10 protein-coding genes are annotated in these 17,981 nt (G+C 67.5%); 2 read left to right on the forward strand and 8 right to left on the reverse strand.

Translation table 11 applies throughout. The annotated features are described in order from the left end of the window. The first annotated feature begins 161 nt into the window (after nucleotides 1–161). Nucleotides 162–3,455 (forward strand): adenylate/guanylate cyclase domain-containing protein, encoded by a 3,294-nt coding sequence (locus HDG32_RS30940; protein ID WP_184073163.1) that lies wholly within the window; start codon nucleotides 162–164, stop codon nucleotides 3,453–3,455. A gap of 18 nt (nucleotides 3,456–3,473) precedes the next feature. On the opposite strand, the gene HDG32_RS30945 is transcribed toward HDG32_RS30940, so the two are convergent. After that, a complete protein-coding gene (locus HDG32_RS30945; RefSeq protein WP_184073165.1) occupies nucleotides 3,474–3,779 on the reverse strand; it encodes a hypothetical protein in 306 nt (101 codons plus the stop codon). Between the two features lie 284 nt (nucleotides 3,780–4,063). Here HDG32_RS30945 and HDG32_RS30950 point away from each other — a divergent pair, with 284 nt between their 5' ends. Further along, on the forward strand, nucleotides 4,064–4,852 hold the full coding sequence (locus HDG32_RS30950; protein WP_260336654.1) for a class I SAM-dependent methyltransferase: 789 nt from the start codon (nucleotides 4,064–4,066) through the stop codon (nucleotides 4,850–4,852). Nucleotides 4,853–4,886: 34 nt separating this feature from the next. Here the strand turns inward: HDG32_RS30950 and HDG32_RS30955 are convergent, their stop codons facing one another. From HDG32_RS30955 to HDG32_RS30985, 7 genes are read right to left on the reverse strand one after another with little or no spacing between them, the layout of a single operon-like run. Next, nucleotides 4,887–6,446, reverse strand: a complete 1,560-nt coding sequence (locus tag HDG32_RS30955; RefSeq protein ID WP_409340063.1) for an efflux transporter outer membrane subunit — start codon at nucleotides 6,444–6,446, stop codon at nucleotides 4,887–4,889. A 2-nt stretch (nucleotides 6,447–6,448) separates the two neighbouring features. After that, entirely contained in the window at nucleotides 6,449–9,712 is a 3,264-nt protein-coding gene (locus tag HDG32_RS30960; protein ID WP_260336655.1) for an efflux RND transporter permease subunit, read from the reverse strand. Next, the gene (locus HDG32_RS30965) at nucleotides 9,709–10,812 is read right to left on the reverse strand and encodes an efflux RND transporter periplasmic adaptor subunit (RefSeq protein WP_184073256.1); all 1,104 of its coding nucleotides are present in this window, start codon (nucleotides 10,810–10,812) and stop codon (nucleotides 9,709–9,711) included. Before HDG32_RS30965 ends, HDG32_RS30960 begins: the two co-directional genes overlap by 4 nt. A 2-nt stretch (nucleotides 10,813–10,814) precedes the next feature. After that, nucleotides 10,815–12,485 (reverse strand): fatty acyl-AMP ligase, encoded by a 1,671-nt coding sequence (locus HDG32_RS30970; protein ID WP_184073168.1) that lies wholly within the window; start codon nucleotides 12,483–12,485, stop codon nucleotides 10,815–10,817. Between the two features lie 31 nt (nucleotides 12,486–12,516). Continuing rightward, entirely contained in the window at nucleotides 12,517–13,506 is a 990-nt protein-coding gene (locus HDG32_RS30975; RefSeq protein WP_184073170.1) for a fatty acid desaturase, read from the reverse strand. A 51-nt stretch (nucleotides 13,507–13,557) separates the two neighbouring features. Further along, nucleotides 13,558–16,302 carry a phosphoenolpyruvate synthase gene (locus HDG32_RS30980; RefSeq protein ID WP_184073172.1) on the reverse strand — a complete coding sequence of 915 codons (2,745 nt, stop codon included), beginning with the start codon at nucleotides 16,300–16,302 and terminating at the stop codon, nucleotides 13,558–13,560. A 15-nt stretch (nucleotides 16,303–16,317) separates the two neighbouring features. Further along, complete coding sequence (locus HDG32_RS30985) at nucleotides 16,318–17,979, reverse strand: nucleotidyltransferase domain-containing protein (RefSeq protein WP_184073174.1); 1,662 nt, start codon at nucleotides 17,977–17,979, stop codon at nucleotides 16,318–16,320. Between the last annotated feature and the right edge of the window lie 2 nt (nucleotides 17,980–17,981).

Consider the following 17,981-nt stretch of genomic DNA (forward strand, 5'->3'; position numbering starts at 1 on the left):
GCTTATCGGACACCTACACTGGTTATTCATCGGCCCCGTACCTGGCGAACTCCACGCAAAGGCCATGCAGCTCCGGAGCCGTTCACACCAGCGGCCGGCAGGCGCGCTATTCGTCTGAGCTTTTGCCCGCGGGGCCACGCATCGGAGGCGGGGCGACGAACATGGATATCAAGAAATGGCTGCGGGACCTCGGGCTCGAGCAGTACGCCCACGCGTTCGCGGCAAACGACATCGACATGTCGCTGCTCGGGCAGCTGACCGACGTGGACCTGAAAGAGCTGGGGGTACAGTCGCTCGGCCACCGTAAGCGCATTCTGGCCGCGGCGGCAGGCGCCCTAACGGCGGCCGCGCCGCTACCGCCCCAGACGTCCGCCGACAACGAGGTGCCCGCGGACGAGCGCAGGCAGGTCACGATTCTGTTCGCCGATCTCTGCGGCTACACGATGCTGTCGCGCTCGCTCGATCCCGAAGACTTGCGCGCGCTGATCGGACGCTACACGGCGCTGGTCGACGGGATCGTGCTCGCCTATGGCGGCACGATCGACAAGCACATCGGCGACGCGGTGATGGCGCTGTTCGGCGCGCCCCGCTCGCACGAGACGGACACGCTGCGCGCCGCCCGTGCCGCTCTCGACATTCACGAGGGCCTGGCGCGGCTGGCCGCGCAGACCGGGCGGCCGTTGCAGGCGCATATCGGCATTGCGAGCGGCGAGGTCATCGCGGGCGCGCTGGGCCGCGCCGACGCGCAGGACTACACCGTGCATGGCGATCCGGTGAACCTGGCCGCTCGACTCGTGGCAGCCGCGGCCGCCGGCGAAACATGGATATCCGACGACGCGGCGCGCACGCTCGGCGACGCCGCCAGTTGCGAAGCAATCGGCGAGCGGCGCTTCAAGGGCATCGACACGTCGGTGCGGGCATGGCGGCTCGTCGCGCTTGGCAGCGAGCCCGTCAGGACGAGCCGCAGCCGCTTCGTCGGACGCGAAGCCGAGCTCGAACAGTTTCACGGCATCCTTCATGCGTGCATGGCAAGGCGCGCAGGGCATGTCGTTCATGTGCGAGGCGAAGCCGGGATCGGCAAGACGCGGCTCGTCGACGAGATGCGCCGCCATGCGCAGGCACAGGGCTTCACGCTCCATCGGAGCCTCGTGCTCGATTTCGGCGTCGGCAAGGGCCAGGATCCGGTGCGAACCATCATTGGAAGCCTGCTCGGCTTACCGGCCGGTGCATCGAGTGAAGCGCGGCAGGCCGCCGCCGCGCAGGTCGCGACCCAAGGTATCGTCAAGGCCGAGCAGATCGTGTTTCTGCACGACTTCCTCGATCTCCCGCAGGCCGCCGAATGGCAAACCATCTACGAGGCCATGGACCACGGCGCGCGCAAGCGCGGCAAGCAGGCGCTCGCCGCGAGGCTGACCGAGGACGCTTGCGCCCATGCGGCGACGCTCATCGTCGTCGAAGACCTGCATTGGGCCGATTCCGAAGTCATCGGCTACCTGTCGGCGTTCGCGTCAGGCATCGCCAACGGCACGGGCCTGCTGGTCATGACTTCGCGCGTGGAAGGCGATCCGATCGATGCAGGCTGGCGCGCACGTTGCCGCGCCACCCCGTTCGCCACGATCGATCTCGGACCGCTTCGCAAGGACGAGGCCCTGAGCCTGGCGGGCAATTTCATCGATGCGACCCAGCGCGTTGCGCTCGCCTGCATCGAGCGCGCGGGCGGCAATCCGTTGTTTCTCGAACAACTGCTGCGCAACGCTGAAGAAGGCAGCGGCGGCAACGTGCCCGCGTCGATCCGCAGTCTCGTGCTCGCGCGGATGGACCGGCTCGCGCCCCGTGACCGCCTGGCGTTCCAGGCGGCCGCCGTGATCGGTCAGCGTTTCGACCTCGCGCTGCTGCGAGAGCTCGTGGGCGATCCTGGCTACGCCTGCGACGGCCTGCTCGTCAATGCACTCGTGCTGCCGGAAGGCGACGACTTCCTGTTCGCCCACGCATTGATCCAGGAGAGCGCCTACTCGACGTTGTTGCGCGCGCGCCGCCGTGAACTTCATCTGCGCGCGGCTGAATGGTTCGCACAGAGCGATGTCACGCTGTACGCCCAGCACCTCGACCGCGCCGAAGACGAGCACGCGCCGCACGCCTACCTGGGCGCGGCGGCCGCACAGCGTGCCGCCCATCGTTTCGAAGCCGCGCTGCGGCTGGCCGAGCGCGGCATCGAAATCGCGCAGTCGGACGCGGACCGCCATGCACTGAGCTGCTGCAAGGGCGAACTTCAGCGCGACCTGGGCGACATCGCAGGATCGATCGTGACGTACCGCACCGCACTCGCCGCCGCCACCGACGACGCCGCCCGTTGCGACTGCCAGCTCGGGCTCGCGGAGGGTCTGCGTGTCAGCGAGGGTCTCGACGAAGCACTCGGCTTACTCGCGCAAGCGCAAAAGATCGCGGAGCGAGACAACCGGCTGGCGGAGCTTGCAAGCCTCCACTATCTGCGCGGCAACATTCTCTTTCCGCTCGGCAAGATCGACGCCTGCAGCGCCGAGCATGAGCGCGGTCTCGGCTACGCGCGGCGACTCGGTCTGCCCGAGGCAGAGGCTCGCGCGCTCGGCGGCCTGGCGGATGCGGCGTATGCGCAGGGGCGCATGCGGACCGCGTTCCATCATTTCAGCGAATGCGTCGCGATGAGCCGCGAACACGGGTTCGGCCGCATCGAGGTCGCCAATCTGTCGATGCAGGGCTTCAGCCGCATTTATCTGAACGACGCAAGTCAGGCTCGCGAGGACGCAAGCGCCGCCGCCCGCGCCGCCGAGTTGATCGGGCAGCCTCGCGCGCAATTGCTGGGGGAGACGCTGGGGGTGTTCGCCTGCCAGGAACTGGGCGATGCGCAGGCGGCCAGCAAGCATCTGGTGCAGGAAATGCGTGTGATCCGGCAATTGGGTGCGCGCCGCTTCGAAGCGCAGAATCTGGAGATGCAGGGTCGCCTGTTACTGGACGAAGGATGCCGTAGTGAAGCAGTGGTGGCGCTGCGCGAAGCACTCGCCATCTCACGCGAGGTAGGGACTCAGTTTTCCGGGCCAAAGGCCTTGAGCGCACTGAGCCGCGCGGTTGACGACGAAGACGAGCGTACGCGGCTACTGGCTGAAGGCGAGGCGCTGTTGCGTCTTGGCGCGGTCGGCCACAATCACCTGTGGTTTTACCGCGACGCCGTCGAAGCGATGCTGGGGGCGGGCGATCCTGCTGGCATGCTGCACTACGTGGACGCACTCGAGGCCTATACACAGCGCGAACCGTTGCCGTGGTCCGAGCTTTTCGCGGCGCGTGGCCGTGCGCTTGCACTCGCGCTTCAGGCGCCGCTCAGCGAAGCCACGCGACTTGAACTGCTGCGACTGCGAGAGGCGCTGCAGCAGGCCGGCTTTCGCAATTACTTAAGCGCGGTCGAAGCGGCCCTTGCGGCTTGAGGCGCGCGTAGCCGATCCTCAGCGTGGCGCGGAATCGTCGTCGGGCGGGTCCTTGTGGACGACCTCCATGTCGATGGTGCGGGCGTCGTCGCCATTCGCGACCGTCTGCCGGCGCAACGCGCGCATCTTCCACCACAGATACCCGACGACGATCGTGCCGACCGCGAACAGCACGGCGAACAGCACGATCGACAGCATCGCGGCCACCACGAACAAGATCGCGCTCAGGGCGATGGTCAGCAACCGGCCGAACCAGCCGGGGCCGCCGATCCGGATCCCTTTCTCATATGTCACCCGCCGCGGCGGGGGTCTGTCGTTTTGCATCGCTCGTCTCCCGGCCGCCGTCCGGCGGATGATGCGGGTAAATCCTCATGCGTGTTCATTATGCAGGATGCGAACTGCTAACGTCGCCGGCGCGGCTCAGCGTATAGTCGACTGACGTCGTTAAGAAGCCCACGTGTTGACTCGTTTAACTTCGGTAGTAAGTTGCCGCTCGCCAAGGCTGACAGGCCCTGGCGTGCAGGCCTTCTCTGTCTACCCGGTTGCACACTGCCAGGGCACGTTATGAAATCCGCCGGTTTTCAGTTACCTCGGTTGCCCGCGTGATCATGCGACGCCTGCATCTGCTCGAAATCGAAGACCAGCCGTGGTGCCCACGGGCGATCCGTGACGGCGGCACGGACTGGCTGCATTTCCTGGCCAATACCCTCAAGGGCTTCAACGTCATCGCGGGCAAGCTGCGCGAAGCGATGCGGCGGGTCGGCAACGACCGGATCGTCGATCTGTGCTCGGGCGGGGGCGGCCCGTGGCAGACGCTTGCACCGTTGCTCGCGCAGTCCGGACGCGTGACGGTGCAGCTGACCGACTTCTATCCCAATCGCGCCGCGTACGAGCGCGTATCCGCCGGGGCAGCCGGCCGCGTCACCTATGTGAGCGAACCGGTGGACGCGATGGACGTGCCATCGGGATTCGACGGTGTGCGCACGATGTTCAACGCTTTCCACCATTTTCGGCCGGACGATGCGCGGGCGATCCTCGCCGACGCGGTGATGAAGCGTCGCGCGATCGTCATCGTCGAGGGTGCCGACCACCGGCTGCTCGGTATCGTGTTCATCCTGGTGATGCCGCTGATGATGCTCGCGCTGACTCCGCTGATCCGACCGTTTCGCTGGTCGCGACTAGCGCTCACCTATGTACTGCCGGCTATCCCGCTGCTGTGTCTGTTCGACGGCATCGTGTCGATGCTGCGCATCTACAACCCCGACGAATTGCGTGAGATGGTGGCGAGTATCCCGGACCAGCAGAGCTTCGAATGGGACATCGGCACGCTGCCGGTGCAGGGCTCGCCGATCGGTCTGACTTACCTTGTGGGCGTTCCGCGGGGACGCGCCGGCTGAACGCAAGCGGGCGCCGTCGGCAGCGGCGGCCCGATCACTTGCCGGCCAGATGGTCAGGTGTCTGGCTGCTGCCCGCCGGCAGCTCGCCCATCGCCTGAAACAGCGTCGCCGTATCGGCCAGGCGCCGGCCGATCAGGCGGATTTCTTCGAGCCTCGCTGCTTCGTACTGCTGCTCGCCGCCGCGGGCGGATGCAGCGGGCAGCGCGCCGAGCCGGTGACGCGACGTGGCATCGTCGAACGCCTCGCGTGCTTCACGCGCAGCGCCGCTCGCGGCCTCGAGCGCCTGCGCGTCGTGTTCGAGCGACGCAAGCGTGTCCGCGACGTTTTCGAACGCCGCCAGCACGGTCTGCTTGTACTCGAACACGGCGGCCTCGTAGGTGTCGATTGCCGCGCGCCGCTGTGCGACGAGCGCGCCGCCATGAAAAAGCGCTTGCGACATCGTCGCGGCGATGCTCCAGATCGCGCCTGCGCCCGACAGCGCGAGCGGCCAGTTGAACCCGCCTTGTCCCATCGAGGCGTTCAGCGTCAGGCTCGGAAACAGCTGTGCCGTCGCGACGCCGACGTCGTCTGCGGCGGCTTTCAGCGCCGACTCGGCGGCCGCGATATCGGGCCGCGCGCGCAACAGGTCCGATGGCAGCACGACGGGCAGGTCCTGCGGCAAGTGCAGGCTCGCCAGCTCGGGCTCGGGCGGCGCCGCGTCGGGCGTGCGGCCGAGCAGCACCGCAAGCGCATGTCTCGTCACCGTCAGCCGTTGCCGCAGATCGGCCACGCTGACCTCGAGCGCGGCGATGCTTTGCCGCGCAGTCGACACGTCGCCGCGCGTCAGCGATCCGAGTTCGTAATGCCGTTCGGTATCGTGAGCCTGATCGCCCGCAAGCGCGATCAATCGCTCGGTCGCGTCGATCTCGGCGCGCAACATCGCCGCCGCGATCGTCGCCGTGACGATGTTGGTGGCCAGTGCGCGGCGCGCGGCTTCGCGTTGATACGCGTCGATCTCGACACGCGCTGATCGGGCCGCGTTGGCTTTACGCGCCGCGCCGAACAGGTCGAACGTATATTGCGCCTGGACTACGCCGATGAACTCGTTGTAAAGCAGCGTGTTCGGGCCGCCGGGGACCGGAATGCCGAGATCGCGCCCGCGCGAGGCCTGCCCCACCAGATCGACCGACGGCAGCAGCGAGGCGCCGATCTGCGCCCGCAGTTGTTCGTGTGCGGCGGCCAGGTGCCTGTCGGCGGCAGCGAGGGTCGGGCTGTTGCGCAGACCTTCTTCGACGAGCTCATTCAACGCTGTCGATTCGAACAGCCGCCACCATTGCGGCACAGGCTGCGCGCCGGTGGTGAAGTGCTGCGCGACACCGAGCGCGGCGACCGTTTGCGCGGGCTGAGGCTCGACGCCGTAATGGGCGGGAGAGGGCATCGCGGGCGGCTCGCCGTTCGGACCGAACGAGCATGCGCCAAGCGCGATCGTCGCGGCCGCGCCGAACGCCGCGCGCCAACCATGGATCGCCGCTGCCCGCGCTCGACCCGGCGCGCCGGCGAAATGCGGCGCGCTCGCGAGCGCCGGCCCGTCGACGGGGTTGCAGTCTGTGCCCACGATCAGCTCCACGTATATTCGATTGGCGGGGTCGCGGTTCGCACACCGCGTTCGAAGTGCCGCACCTTGAACGCGGTCGCGTACAGCGCGGGAACGAAGAACAGCGTCAACACCGTGGCGCCCGTGATGCCGCCCATCAGTGCGGTCGCCATCGGTCCGAAGAAGGCCGATTGCAGCAGCGGGATCAGCGCGAGCACGGCTGCCGCGGCGGTCAGCATGATCGGGCGGAAGCGCCGGACCGTGGCACCGACGATCGCATCGAAGCGCCCCTGGCCCGCGGCGATATTGCGTTCGATCTGATCGACCAGAATCACCGAGTTGCGCATGATGATGCCGGACATCGCAATGACGCCGAGCATCGCCACGAAGCCGAACGGCTTGCCGAACAGCAGCAGTGCGGCGACCACGCCGATGAGCCCGAGCGGCGCGGTGAGCACAACCATCAGCACGCGCGCGAAGCTGCGCAGTTGAATCATCAGCAGCGTCAGCACCACGACGAGCATCAGCGGAAGCTGCGCGATCACCGACGCCTGCGCCTTGCCGCTGATCTCGCCCGCGCCGCCGGTCTCGATCCGGTAGCCGATCGGCAGCGACGCGCGGAGCGGCGCGAGCGTCCGATCGATCGCCTGGGTCACGTCGATATCCAACGCGTTGCCGCGCACGTCGGCCTGGACCGTGATCGTCGGTTGACGGTCGCGGTCCCAGATCACCGCGTATTCGAGTTCGTTGTTCAGGTGGGCGAGCGCGCCGAGCGGCACCGGGCCGTTCGGCGTCGGCATCGCGAGGTTCACGATCTCGTCGGGGTCGACCCGCTCGCGCTGGGGCGCACGCAGATCGACACTGATCAAGCGGTCGCGGACCCGGTACTGCGTGAACGTATAGCCCGATAGCGTCATTGCGAGGAAGCTCGCCACGTCTTCCGACGTGACGCCGAGCTCGCGCGCCTTCTGCTGGTCGATCTCGAAGCGCACCGAGCGTTCGCCGGGTTCGTCCCAGTCGAAATGGACGCCCGTTGTGCGGGCATCGGCTTTCATCGTCGCCGCGACCTTTTCCGCGATCTCCCGCACGGTGGCGAGGTCGCTTCCGCTGACGCGAAACTGCACCGGATAGCCGACCGAGGGGCCCGTCTGGAGCGGCGAAACGCGCGCGCGCACGGCGGGAAAGCTGTTTTGCAGCGTGCTCGCGAGCCAGCGTTCGAGCTTTGCGCGGTCGTCGACGGACTTCGCGGTGATCACGAGCTGCGCGAAGTTGGGCTGGGGCAACTGCACGTCGAGCGGCAGGTAGAAGCGCGGTGCGCCCGCGCCGACGAAGTCGACCAGATGATCGATCTCGGGCCGGCCGGCCAGCGTCTTTTCGAGGCGCGCGGCTTCGCGCAGCGTCGCTTCGAACGACGCGCCTTCGGGCAGCCGCATGTCGACGAGCAGTTCGGGCCGCTCGGAGCTCGGGAAGAACTGTTGCGGCACGAGCGCGAAGCCGGCCAACGCGGCAACGAACAAGGCGGCCGTGACGCCGAGCACGACGAGGCGCCGCTTCACGCACCACGCGATGCAGTCGCGCAGGCGGTCATGAAAGCGGCTGGCGCGCGGCGCCGCCACCGGGGTCCGGCGCGTCTGCGCGTCGTCGCGCCGGCGGAGCTTGCGAAGCGCGCGCCGAGGCGTCTCGCGTGCGGTCGTGTCCTTGCGTTCGGGTAGCAGGTGATAGCCGAGCAACGGAATCAGCATGACCGCCGCGAACCACGAAGCGATCAGCGCAATCGCGGACACCTGAAAGATCGAGCGCGTGTATTCGCCGGTGGCCGATTTTGCCAGCGCGATCGGCAGGAATCCCGCCACCGTGACCAGGGTTCCCGTCAGCATCGGAAATGCGGTACTGCTGTAGGCGAACGCCGCGGCCCTCGCGCGGCCCCAGCCCTGCTCGAGCTTCACGGCCATCATCTCGACCGCGATGATCGCATCGTCGACGAGCAGGCCCAGCGCGAGGACCAGCGTGCCGAGCGAGATCTTGTGCAGGCCGATGTCGAAGCCGTTCATGCATAGCGCGGTGACCGCGAGCACGACCGGGATCGAGATCGCCACCACCACGCCGGCGCGCCAGCCCAGTGAGATGAGGCTCACGGCCAGCACGATCACGATCGCTTCGGCGGCGGCCCGCAGAAAACCGTTGACCGAATGCGAGACCGCGTGCGGCATGCTCGACACCTCGACGAGTTCGAGCCCCGCGGGCAGACGCGCACGCAATTCCGCTGTCTGCGCATCGAGCCGCTTGCCGAGCTGAATCACATCGCCGCCAGCCTGCATCGTGATGCCGATGGCGAGCACCGCGCGGCCGCCGGCGCGAACCTGCGAGACCGGCGGATCGTCGTAGCCGCGCCTGATCGTGGCAATGTCACCGAGACGAACCAGGCGGTGATTGATGTCGATCAGCGTGTCGGCCATCGCCTTCAGGTCGGTGAACTGGCCGCTCGGACGCACGTACACGCGGTCGAACGCGGTGGTCAGCGTGCCGCTCGGCGTGACCGCGTTTTGCGCGTTGATCGCCCGCGCGAGCTGTTGCGGCGTGATACTGAGCCGCGTCAATTGCGCGTTGGGAATCTCGATCGTGATGTGCTCGTCGGGGTCGCCGAAATAATCGACTTTCGCGACCCCGGGCACGCGCAGCAGCACGCCGCGCAGTTCGTCGGCATAGTCGTGCAATTGCGCCGGCGAGAACCCGTCGCCGGCGAGCGTATAGATGTTCGTGTAGACGTCGCCGAACTCGTCGTCGAAGTACGGCCCCCGCACGCCGGGCGGAAGCGTATCCGCGATGTCGGCCATTTTCTTGCGTACCTGGTACCACGTCTCGCGCACTTCGTTCACCGGCGCGGAGTCTTTCATCGTGAAGACGATCAGCGATTCGCCGGGACGCGAGTAGCTGCGCAGATAGTCGAGATGAGGCGTTTCCTGGAGCTTGCGGCCGATCCGGTCGGTCACCTGTTCCTCGACCTGGCGTGCGGTCGCGCCGGGCCAGAAGGTCCGGATCACCATCGCGCGGAACGTGAACGGCGGGTCCTCGGATTGTCCGAGCCGGGAATAGGCGAGCACACCGAACAGCGTCGCGAGCACGACGGCGAAGATGACGAGCGCCTGGTTACGGATCGCCCACGCGGACAGATTGAAGCGGCCGGTATCGTCCGCTGCCGGCCGCCGCGGTCCGCCCGCTCCGCCCGCTCCACCGGGTCCGCTGGGTCCACCCGCTCCGTCGGGCCCCTGGCCGAACGGCGCTCTCATGATGCGAAGTCCTCGGGATGCAACGGCGCTACCGCGCGCACGGTTTCGCCGGCGCTGACGGTATGCACCCCTTGCAGCACGACGCGCTCGCCGTCGTTGAGGCCTCGCGCGACCGAGATCGTGCGGTCGTCGTAGCGGCCGACCTGGACCCGGCGCAGTTCCAGCGCCTGGTCGCCCGGCCGAACGACCCAGACGGCCGGCGCGTTGCCGTCGTGAAAGAGCGCGCTCGCGGGCAGCGTGATCGGGTCGTCCGCTTGCGCCTCGCCGGCCGCGGCGAACGTGACGGTGGCCGTCATGCCGAGGCGGACCTCGGGGCCTGGCGCATCGAGCGTCAGTTTCGCGCGATAGGTGCGGCTGCCGGGGTCCGCGGCCGGCGACAGCTCCCGCACGTGTGCCGTGAAGCGTCTGCCCGTGGCGGCCGGCAGCGAGACGCTGGCCGCGCTGCCGATCGCCAGCGCGTTCAGCAGACTCTCGGGCACGTCGCAGAGAATATCGACCTCGCCGGACCAGGCGAGATGGTAGACCGCTTGTCCCGCCGCGACGTTCTGCCCGGTATCGGCGTCTTCGGCGGTGATGACGCCGGCATGGTCCGCCGTGAGGACCGTGTACTGCGTCTGATTCTTCAGCAGCGCGAACTGTTGTAGCGCCTGATCGCGCTGCGCGGCGGCTGCCACATACGCATCCTGGGTCTGCTCGAGCTGCGCTGTCGAGATCAGCTGTTCCTGCGCCTGCGCCCGGTCGCGATCGAGTTGCTGCTCGGCGAAGGTGAGCCGATGCTGCGCCGCCATCAATTGGGCCTGCGCGCTCGCGAGGCTGCGCTGCGCGTCGTCGGCATCGAGCCGCGCGATCGCCTGGCCGGCCGTGACCGTGTCGCCGAGCCGCACCTTCCGCTCGATCAGCTTGCCCGCGATGCGAAACGACAGCGGCGTCGCATAGCGTGCATTGACTTCGCCCGGCAGCGTCGCGAGCACGGGCTTGCTGTCCCGATGCACGACCACGGCGATGACCGGGCGCGGCAGCGTCACCTCGGCTTCTTTCGCGTGACAGGCGGCGAGCGTGAGCGCGCCCGACAGCGTCAGCATGATCTCGCGCCAGCGCATGCTCACGAGTGTTCCTCCAGCTCGCCGGCTTCGAACTGTGCCTTGGTCCGGCGGCGCTGTACCTTGCCGCTCGAGGTCCGCGGCAAGCTGCCCGCCTGCACGATCGCAACGTGACCGACCTGCAGGCCGGCGCATTCGGCGACCTTCTGCGCGATCGCACGCCGCAGCGCCGTGGCCTCCGCCGGCTTGCCCTCGGCACAGACGACCAGTGTCTCGTCGCCGTCGCGCATCACGCTGAACGCGATGACACCGCGGCTTTGCACGCTCGGCAACTCGGCCACCGCCCATTCGATGTCCTGCGGATAGAGGTTCGAGCCGTGAATGACGATCAGGTCCTTGCTGCGGCCGCAGATATAGAGCTGGTCGCCGGCGAGGTAGCCGAGATCGCCGGTCTGCAGCCAGCCGTCGCGGTACGCGTCGGCGCTCGCGTCGGCCTGGCCGTAATAGCCCACGGTGATGCTGGGCCCGCGCGTGACGATTTCGCCGACGCAGCGTTCGGGCAGCGCGCGCCCGGATTCGTCGACGATCCGCAACTCGTGGCCGGGAAAGCAATGGCCGCAGCCGACCAGTTCGATCGTGCGTAAGCCGTTATCACGCGCAGCCGGTATCGCTCGACCAAGCCCCAGCGCGGCCGCATAGACGACGTCGGTGACGAGCGGCTGGCCGTGGTCGTGAAACGTGATCGCGAGTGTTGCTTCGGCCATCCCGTAGCACGGCAGCAGCGCTTCGGCACGAAAACCGGCCGGCTCGAAGCGCGCGCAGAACTGGCGCAGCGCTTGCGCGTTGATCGGCTCGGCACCGCAGCCGGCGACGCGCAGCCGCCGCAGATCGAGGCCCTCGAGGTCCTGGTCGCGGCTACGGCGAGCGGCGAGCGCGTACGCGAAGTTCGGCGCGAAGCTGATGGTGCCGCGGTATTTCGTGATCGCCTCCATCCAGAGGCCGGGCCGGCGCACGAACGCTTCGGTTGCCAGCAGCACGCACGGCAAGTCGCAGATCAGCGCGCCGAGCACGCTGATGAGCCCCATGTCGTGGTGCAGCGGCAGCCAGCTGACATAGACGTCCTGCTTGCGCAGAGCGATGCCGCGGGGTCCGAGGAACGCTGTCGCATTCGCGACCAGATTGCGATGCGTGACCATCACGCCTTTCGGCAGCGACGTGCTGCCCGACGTGTATTGCAGGAAGCACAGGTCATCGGGATGCAGCGTGGGCAAATCGCACGCGGGCGGCTCGCCGTCGAGCAGCGCTTCAATGGTCACGATACGTTCGAGACCGGTGTCGACGGCGAGCACGTCCTCGATGGTCTCTCTCGTCGAGTTCGACGTGAGCAGCATCCGGGCGCCTGCCGAGCGCACGATGTGACTGACGGTTTCGGCGTAACGTGTGCGGGTCCTGAAGTTCAGGCTTCCGCGCGGAAATATCGGTACCGGGACGAGACCGGCGAACGAGGCGCCGAGGAAGCTCAGGATGAACGCTTCCGGGTCGAGGATCACGAGCGCGACGCGCTCGCCCTTGTTCAGCCCCAGTGCCACGAGCTTTTTCGCGTGGTTGCGCGCCTCGCGTTCGAGCGCCTCGTAAGGATAGTAGTGCTCGTCACCGCGCGTGGAGACGAAGCGAAGGCCTCGAGCGTCGCCGCGCGGCAGCGCTGCAACGGCATCGACTAGCGTCTGGTTCATGGTGACGGGTCTCCGGTCAATTAATCGAGATTCAGTGATCGAGCGAAGCAGCGGGCGTCCAGTCGCGGATCGGCTGCAGACGGCGACGCAGCAGCGCGATCACCTCGTCGTCGCTGCGCACCGGCGCGCCCGGCAAGCGCACGAAATGCGTGGCGAGCTTGCGGTGCTGGCGCGTGACGAGCAGCAGCCAGATCTGCGCGATGTCGATGCGATCGAACACGACCGCATCCTCGCGACCGTACTTCTCGAGGTTCGCCGCGAATTCCTTCGTGAGCTCGCTGAAGTGCGTGCCTTTGCGGACGTGGTGGTAGATGTGATAGCCGGCGTTGAAGACGCGCGCATTGAAACGCGAGTCGATCGTATTGGTGCTGCTCGTGTACGGGTTGTCAGGCTGATCGGGGTCGATGAACGCGTGCTGGACCCAGTTGCCGATCATCATCATCAGCCGCACGAACACGAACGGGAACACGAACACGACGAGCGTCGCCCGCAGGTTCCAGTACGCGGCGGCGGCGACCGCCGCGTAGAACGCGACCTCACCCACGAGCAGTTGCCTGATCAGCTTCGTATTGCGCGAGCGCCACAGATAGACGGACAGATCGAGCGGCACCAGCGCGGCGAAGCGCAGGTAGTAGTGCAGAAAGCCGATGACGCTATCGCGCTGAAACCGCATCGTGGAGCTCAGGTCGCGTGGCAGGTTGTCGTCGATGTGATGCATGCCCATGTGATGGACATAGAACGTGCCCGGCGTCTGACCGAAGAACGGACACAGCACCCAGTCGAGCAGGATTTCGAGCGCACGGTACTGCTTCCTGAAGAGCCGCCGATGCAGCGTGCAGTGGTAGCTCATCGTGAAACGGTCGCCGAACGCGTTCCAGACGAGCACGTATGCAACGCCTGACCACCAGGGAAAGCGGCCGAGCCCAAACAGCACGGCTGCGGCGGGAATGAATATCAGCGCGCACTGGAGGTAGAGCCGCAGATGCGGCAGGTCGCGACGATCGTTGAGCAGGCGGTACATGGCGGTTTCCTTCAGGGGCGGTTTCGGTGGTCAGCGGGCGGTCAATTCATCTCAGGTCGGCTCGGGCAGTTCGATCACGCCGCTATGGCCATCGACCTTGAGCTGCATGCCCGACTGCACGCGCGTGGTGAGGCCCGGAATCTGGACGACGGTCGGAATGCCGATTTCGCGGGCGACGATTGCGGCGTGGGTCAACGGACTGCCACGCTCGATCAGCAGCCCGGTCGCCGACGCGAATACGGGCACCCAGCCGGGGTCGGTCCGATAGGTGACGAGGATGCCGCCGTCGAACTCGTTCGCTTCGCGCACGACCTTCGCCGGTCCTTCGGCGAAGCCCGGCGAGCAGGGCGTGCCGCGCAGCGTCGCGCCGGCCGCGTGGGCAGGCGCCGCGCGCAACGCGGCGAGGTTCGCCGGGTTGCTGAGCCAGGCCGCCACCGGGCCATGCGTGACGAAGCGTGGCGGCAGGTCAGCCATGTCGCGATAGCTGGCATCGTCGCGCTTGCGCTGCTCGATGAGCGGGCGCAGTTCGCGGTGGGAGACGGTGCCTTCGAAGCACCCGCGGATTTCCTCGAGGCGCAGATGGAAGATGTCGCGGCCCGTCGCCAGCACGCCGTCGGCGGCGAGACCCTCGCCGATTGCGCGGAACATCCGGCGCGCGACCCCGAACGCGCGCGAACGGCAAAAGCGCACGGTCTCGCGCGCCCGGATCGCGGCGCGCACGCGGCCGCGCGCGCGTGCAAAAATCCAGCGCTGCAGCGGATTGAGCCGCTCACGCAACAACGCGTCGATGCGCGCTTCGGTGGCGCTGCGATCGATCGACGCGGCACCATGTGCGAGCGCGGCCTTCAACATATCGAACAGCACGGCCGGGTCTTCGCGCAGATCGGGCTCTTCGAGCTTCAGTTCGTTGTTGCTGCGGTACGCGAAGTCGGCGAGGTAGCGCTCGATGTCGGCGACGATCTCGGGCGCGCCGCATCCGCGCAGCGCCGCATACGCAACGGCAGACGGCGTGTTGCGGATCAGCGCTTCGACCTGAGGCTTCGCCCGCACGGCTTGCGCAATCGCGCTCAGCCTGCGGACCGGCTCGATTGACTCGATGTCGTCCATGCCGCCGATCACCGCCACTTCGAGCCAGTCGGGCGCACCGGGCATCCACCGCTTGATCAGCCGCCGGACGACGCCGTAACTGAGCCCGATCGCCGACTCGAGCACGATCATCATGCCCCAGCGTGCTAGCAGCGCCTGCTCGAAGCGGCAGTAGTGCGCATAGACGGCGTCGGCGGGAAGCGAGCGATAGTCGAGCGCGTTGAACTCGTCGTAGACCGGATAGAAAAACGCGCGGAAGCGCTCGACGTTGCGCACGAGACGCGCGAAGTGCCACGCGAACTTCGTGCCGCTCAAGGCCCGGATGCAGGCGAGTCCGGCGCGCGAGCCGGTCTTGTACGGCGCGATCAGCGCGGCGAAGCTCGCCAGATCGAGCGGCTCGTCGACGCCCATCTGGACTTCCATCATCTTGCGCCCGAGGTTTTGGAACGGCGCGAGCCCGGAAAGCTTGTACCAGTGCAGCAGGTTGTAGTACACGCGCCCGTTCAGGAACGCGAGCGTCGAGCCGAGGAAGCCATCCATCTCGCGCCGCTGCTTGTGCGGAATCGCGAGCAACCGGCAGAACTCGCGGAACACCTGCGCATAGACGTGCTGCGCGAAGGTGAAGGTCAGTTGCGTCGTCACGCCGGGATAGTTCTCGACGATGTTGGAGTTGTCCCACAGCTGAAATTCGCCGGTCCGCGAGGGGGCCGGTGCGATCGGCGTGGTCACGGGGCGCGCCTGCAGAATCCACAGCTGGTGCTCCGCGATACACCATTCGATATCGAGCGGCTCGCCGAGCTCGCTTTCGAGCGTGCGGGCCGCCGCCACGACGCGCTCGATCTCGTCGTTGGAGAGGGCCGCTGCGTCGCGCAGCGCGGCCGGCACCTCGCGGATGTGGCGGCCGTCATGACGCTCGTGTTTTTCACCGATCACCACCTGCCTGGGCTGTCCGGTGTGGCGATCCACGGTGATCGTGTCGGCGTCGACCGCGCCCGACACGAGTCCTTCGCCGAGCCCGTAGACGGCGCTCAGCACGAGCTCGTCGCGGTTGCCGTTGGCCGGGTTGATCGTGAACACGACGCCGCTCGTGTCCGCCTGAACGAGGCGCTGCAGGATCACGGCCATACCGGCGCCGGCGATATCGAGTCCGTGCTGATGCCGGTAGCGCAGCGAGCGCTCGGAATACGCGGAAGCCCAGCACCGGCGTACGTGTTCGAGCGTCGAGTCGAGCCCGCGGACGTCGAGGAACGTGTCGAACTGGCCTGCGAACGAGAAGCTCGCGCTGTCTTCTTCGATGCCGGACGAGCGCACCGCGAGCGGTCGGTCTCCAATGATGTCGTGCGCGCGTGCGATGTCGGCGCGCAACGCGGCGCTGATGTCGCACGTCAGCACAGCCTCGCGGATCGCGCTCGCGATCGCGGCGGCGTTCGCAGGCGTGAAGTCGCTGAGCAGCGTGGCGATGGTCTGATCGAGGCCGCCGTCGCGGCGGAACTCCGCGAAGCAGTCGGTGCCGAGAATCGCCCAGTGCGGCACCGCCACGCCGAGGTTCGCAAGCCGATGGAGCGATCGTCCCTTGTTGCCGGCGAGCCGCTCGATCGTTTCGGCCGGACTCGCCGCGGTCAGGATCAGGCGTGGCGATGCTGTCGGGGCGGCGCAGCTTTCGGCCGATTCGAATTCGCCGCGTGCGCGCGTAGTGGTGTCGAAAGTCATTGAGGTCCCCGTTGCTCAGGTGCTCGACGAAGCGAGCAGGTCTCTTGCTTCCTCGGCTGTACCGCGCCCGCCGTGAGCGGTCTGCGGGAAGCGCGCGTGCAGATGCGCGCCGAGGTTGATCCAGTCGTAGGCGGCGTGGATCGTTCCGCGCCAGCCCGACGCCGTATCGAAGCTCGCCGGAAACTGCGGGTCGCCGCCGAGGTCGCGCAGACGCTGCGCGAGTTCGTCGGCCAGCGCGGCGTAACGCTGTGCATCGCGAGCCGATCCGATCGAGCACTGTTCGAGTTCGCGGATGCCGTCGATCAGCGCCGCATCGAGCGGCAGCAGCCGGATCGCGTCGAGCGTCGCTTCTTCCATCGTCGACTGCGGCGTCACGCCATGCGCGCCGAGCGTGACCATGCAGGCGGTCTGCATCATCCGTTGCAGCGCGTACTCGAGCACCTTCCATTGGCCGCGCTGGAGTGCGCCCTGGGCATCCTCTCGCGCGTTCTCGAGACCGATGTTGGCCCAGATCATCTCGAGACCCGCTTCGGCGAAGCGCCCGGCGGGCATCGGCAGCAACTGGGCACCGCTCGTGCGGCCGCCCGCGAGGCGCGCGCCGTCGATCGAAATCAACGGCGCGCGCGACACCGGCATCGACGTCGCCTGCTGACGTGCGTGGATTTCTCCGCTGCCCTTCCAGCGCAGGCTGACGAGACCCAGCCGGCTGAAGTCCGCGATCAGCGCGCGCTGCCGGCTCGCCGCTTGCGCGTCGCCACGGTTGGCGATGGCCGTGCATGGCGTGTCGAAGGTGATCGCTCGCCAGGCCTCGGCCGCTTCGTCGTCGAGCGCAAAAACGTCGCTACCTCGCAGCACGTGGAGCCGTTCGCCGATCTGCCAGGTCGTCGTGTCCTTGCCGGGGCCAATCAGCACGTTGTCGGCCATGAGGCTCACACCGTTGACGCCGAACTCGCGGATCAGCGCGACCCCCGCCGCGAGGAACCCGCTTTCGGCGCCATGCTCGCGCGGCGCGTGCAGCAGGCTCCACAGACGGCCGACGCGGCCGGCGTCGACGGCCGCGCGTTCGAGTTGCAGCGACAGCCATTTCGGGCTCATGTAGCACTCGCCGAGGCGCGCCACGTGACTCTTCGCCGCATGAAACGCGGCGGTCCTGATCCAGGCGCGTGCGTAGTCGGGCTCGCCGAGCGCGAACATCGCCACCGCATAACGGCCGGTCTGACGCGCGAAATCCTCGAACCACAGCGCCACCGCCTCGCAGAGCGCCTCGCGGCCAAGCTCCGCTTGCAGCGTCTCGATCAACGCCGGGTTGTCGATCGGCAGCGCGCCGATAAAGCGCTGGCACCGTTCGAGCAGATTCCACGACAGACGCGCGACCGCGCGCCGGCCTTTGCCGAGCGCTGCGCGAACCTGCGCGAGTTCGCGGCGCAGCCGCGCCGGACTCAGCAACCTGACCTCGACGCGCCGGCCGTCGATGAACAGGATGTACGGCATCGTGGCTGGCTCCAGCCCGCTATCGACGATCGCGACGAAGTCGACGTCGGAGCGCTCGTTGCCAAAGCCTTCGGCGATCGAGCCTTCGAGAAACACGGCGCTCGGTGCCCGCTGTTCGAACTGGGCGCCGAGCGCGGCCCGCGCTTTTTGCCAGAGCCCGGCGAGCATCGGATCAGTCATCAACATGG

The sequence above is a fragment of the Paraburkholderia sp. CI2 genome, from assembly GCF_014201055.1.
Classification (GTDB): Bacteria; Pseudomonadota; Gammaproteobacteria; order Burkholderiales; family Burkholderiaceae; genus Paraburkholderia; species Paraburkholderia tuberum.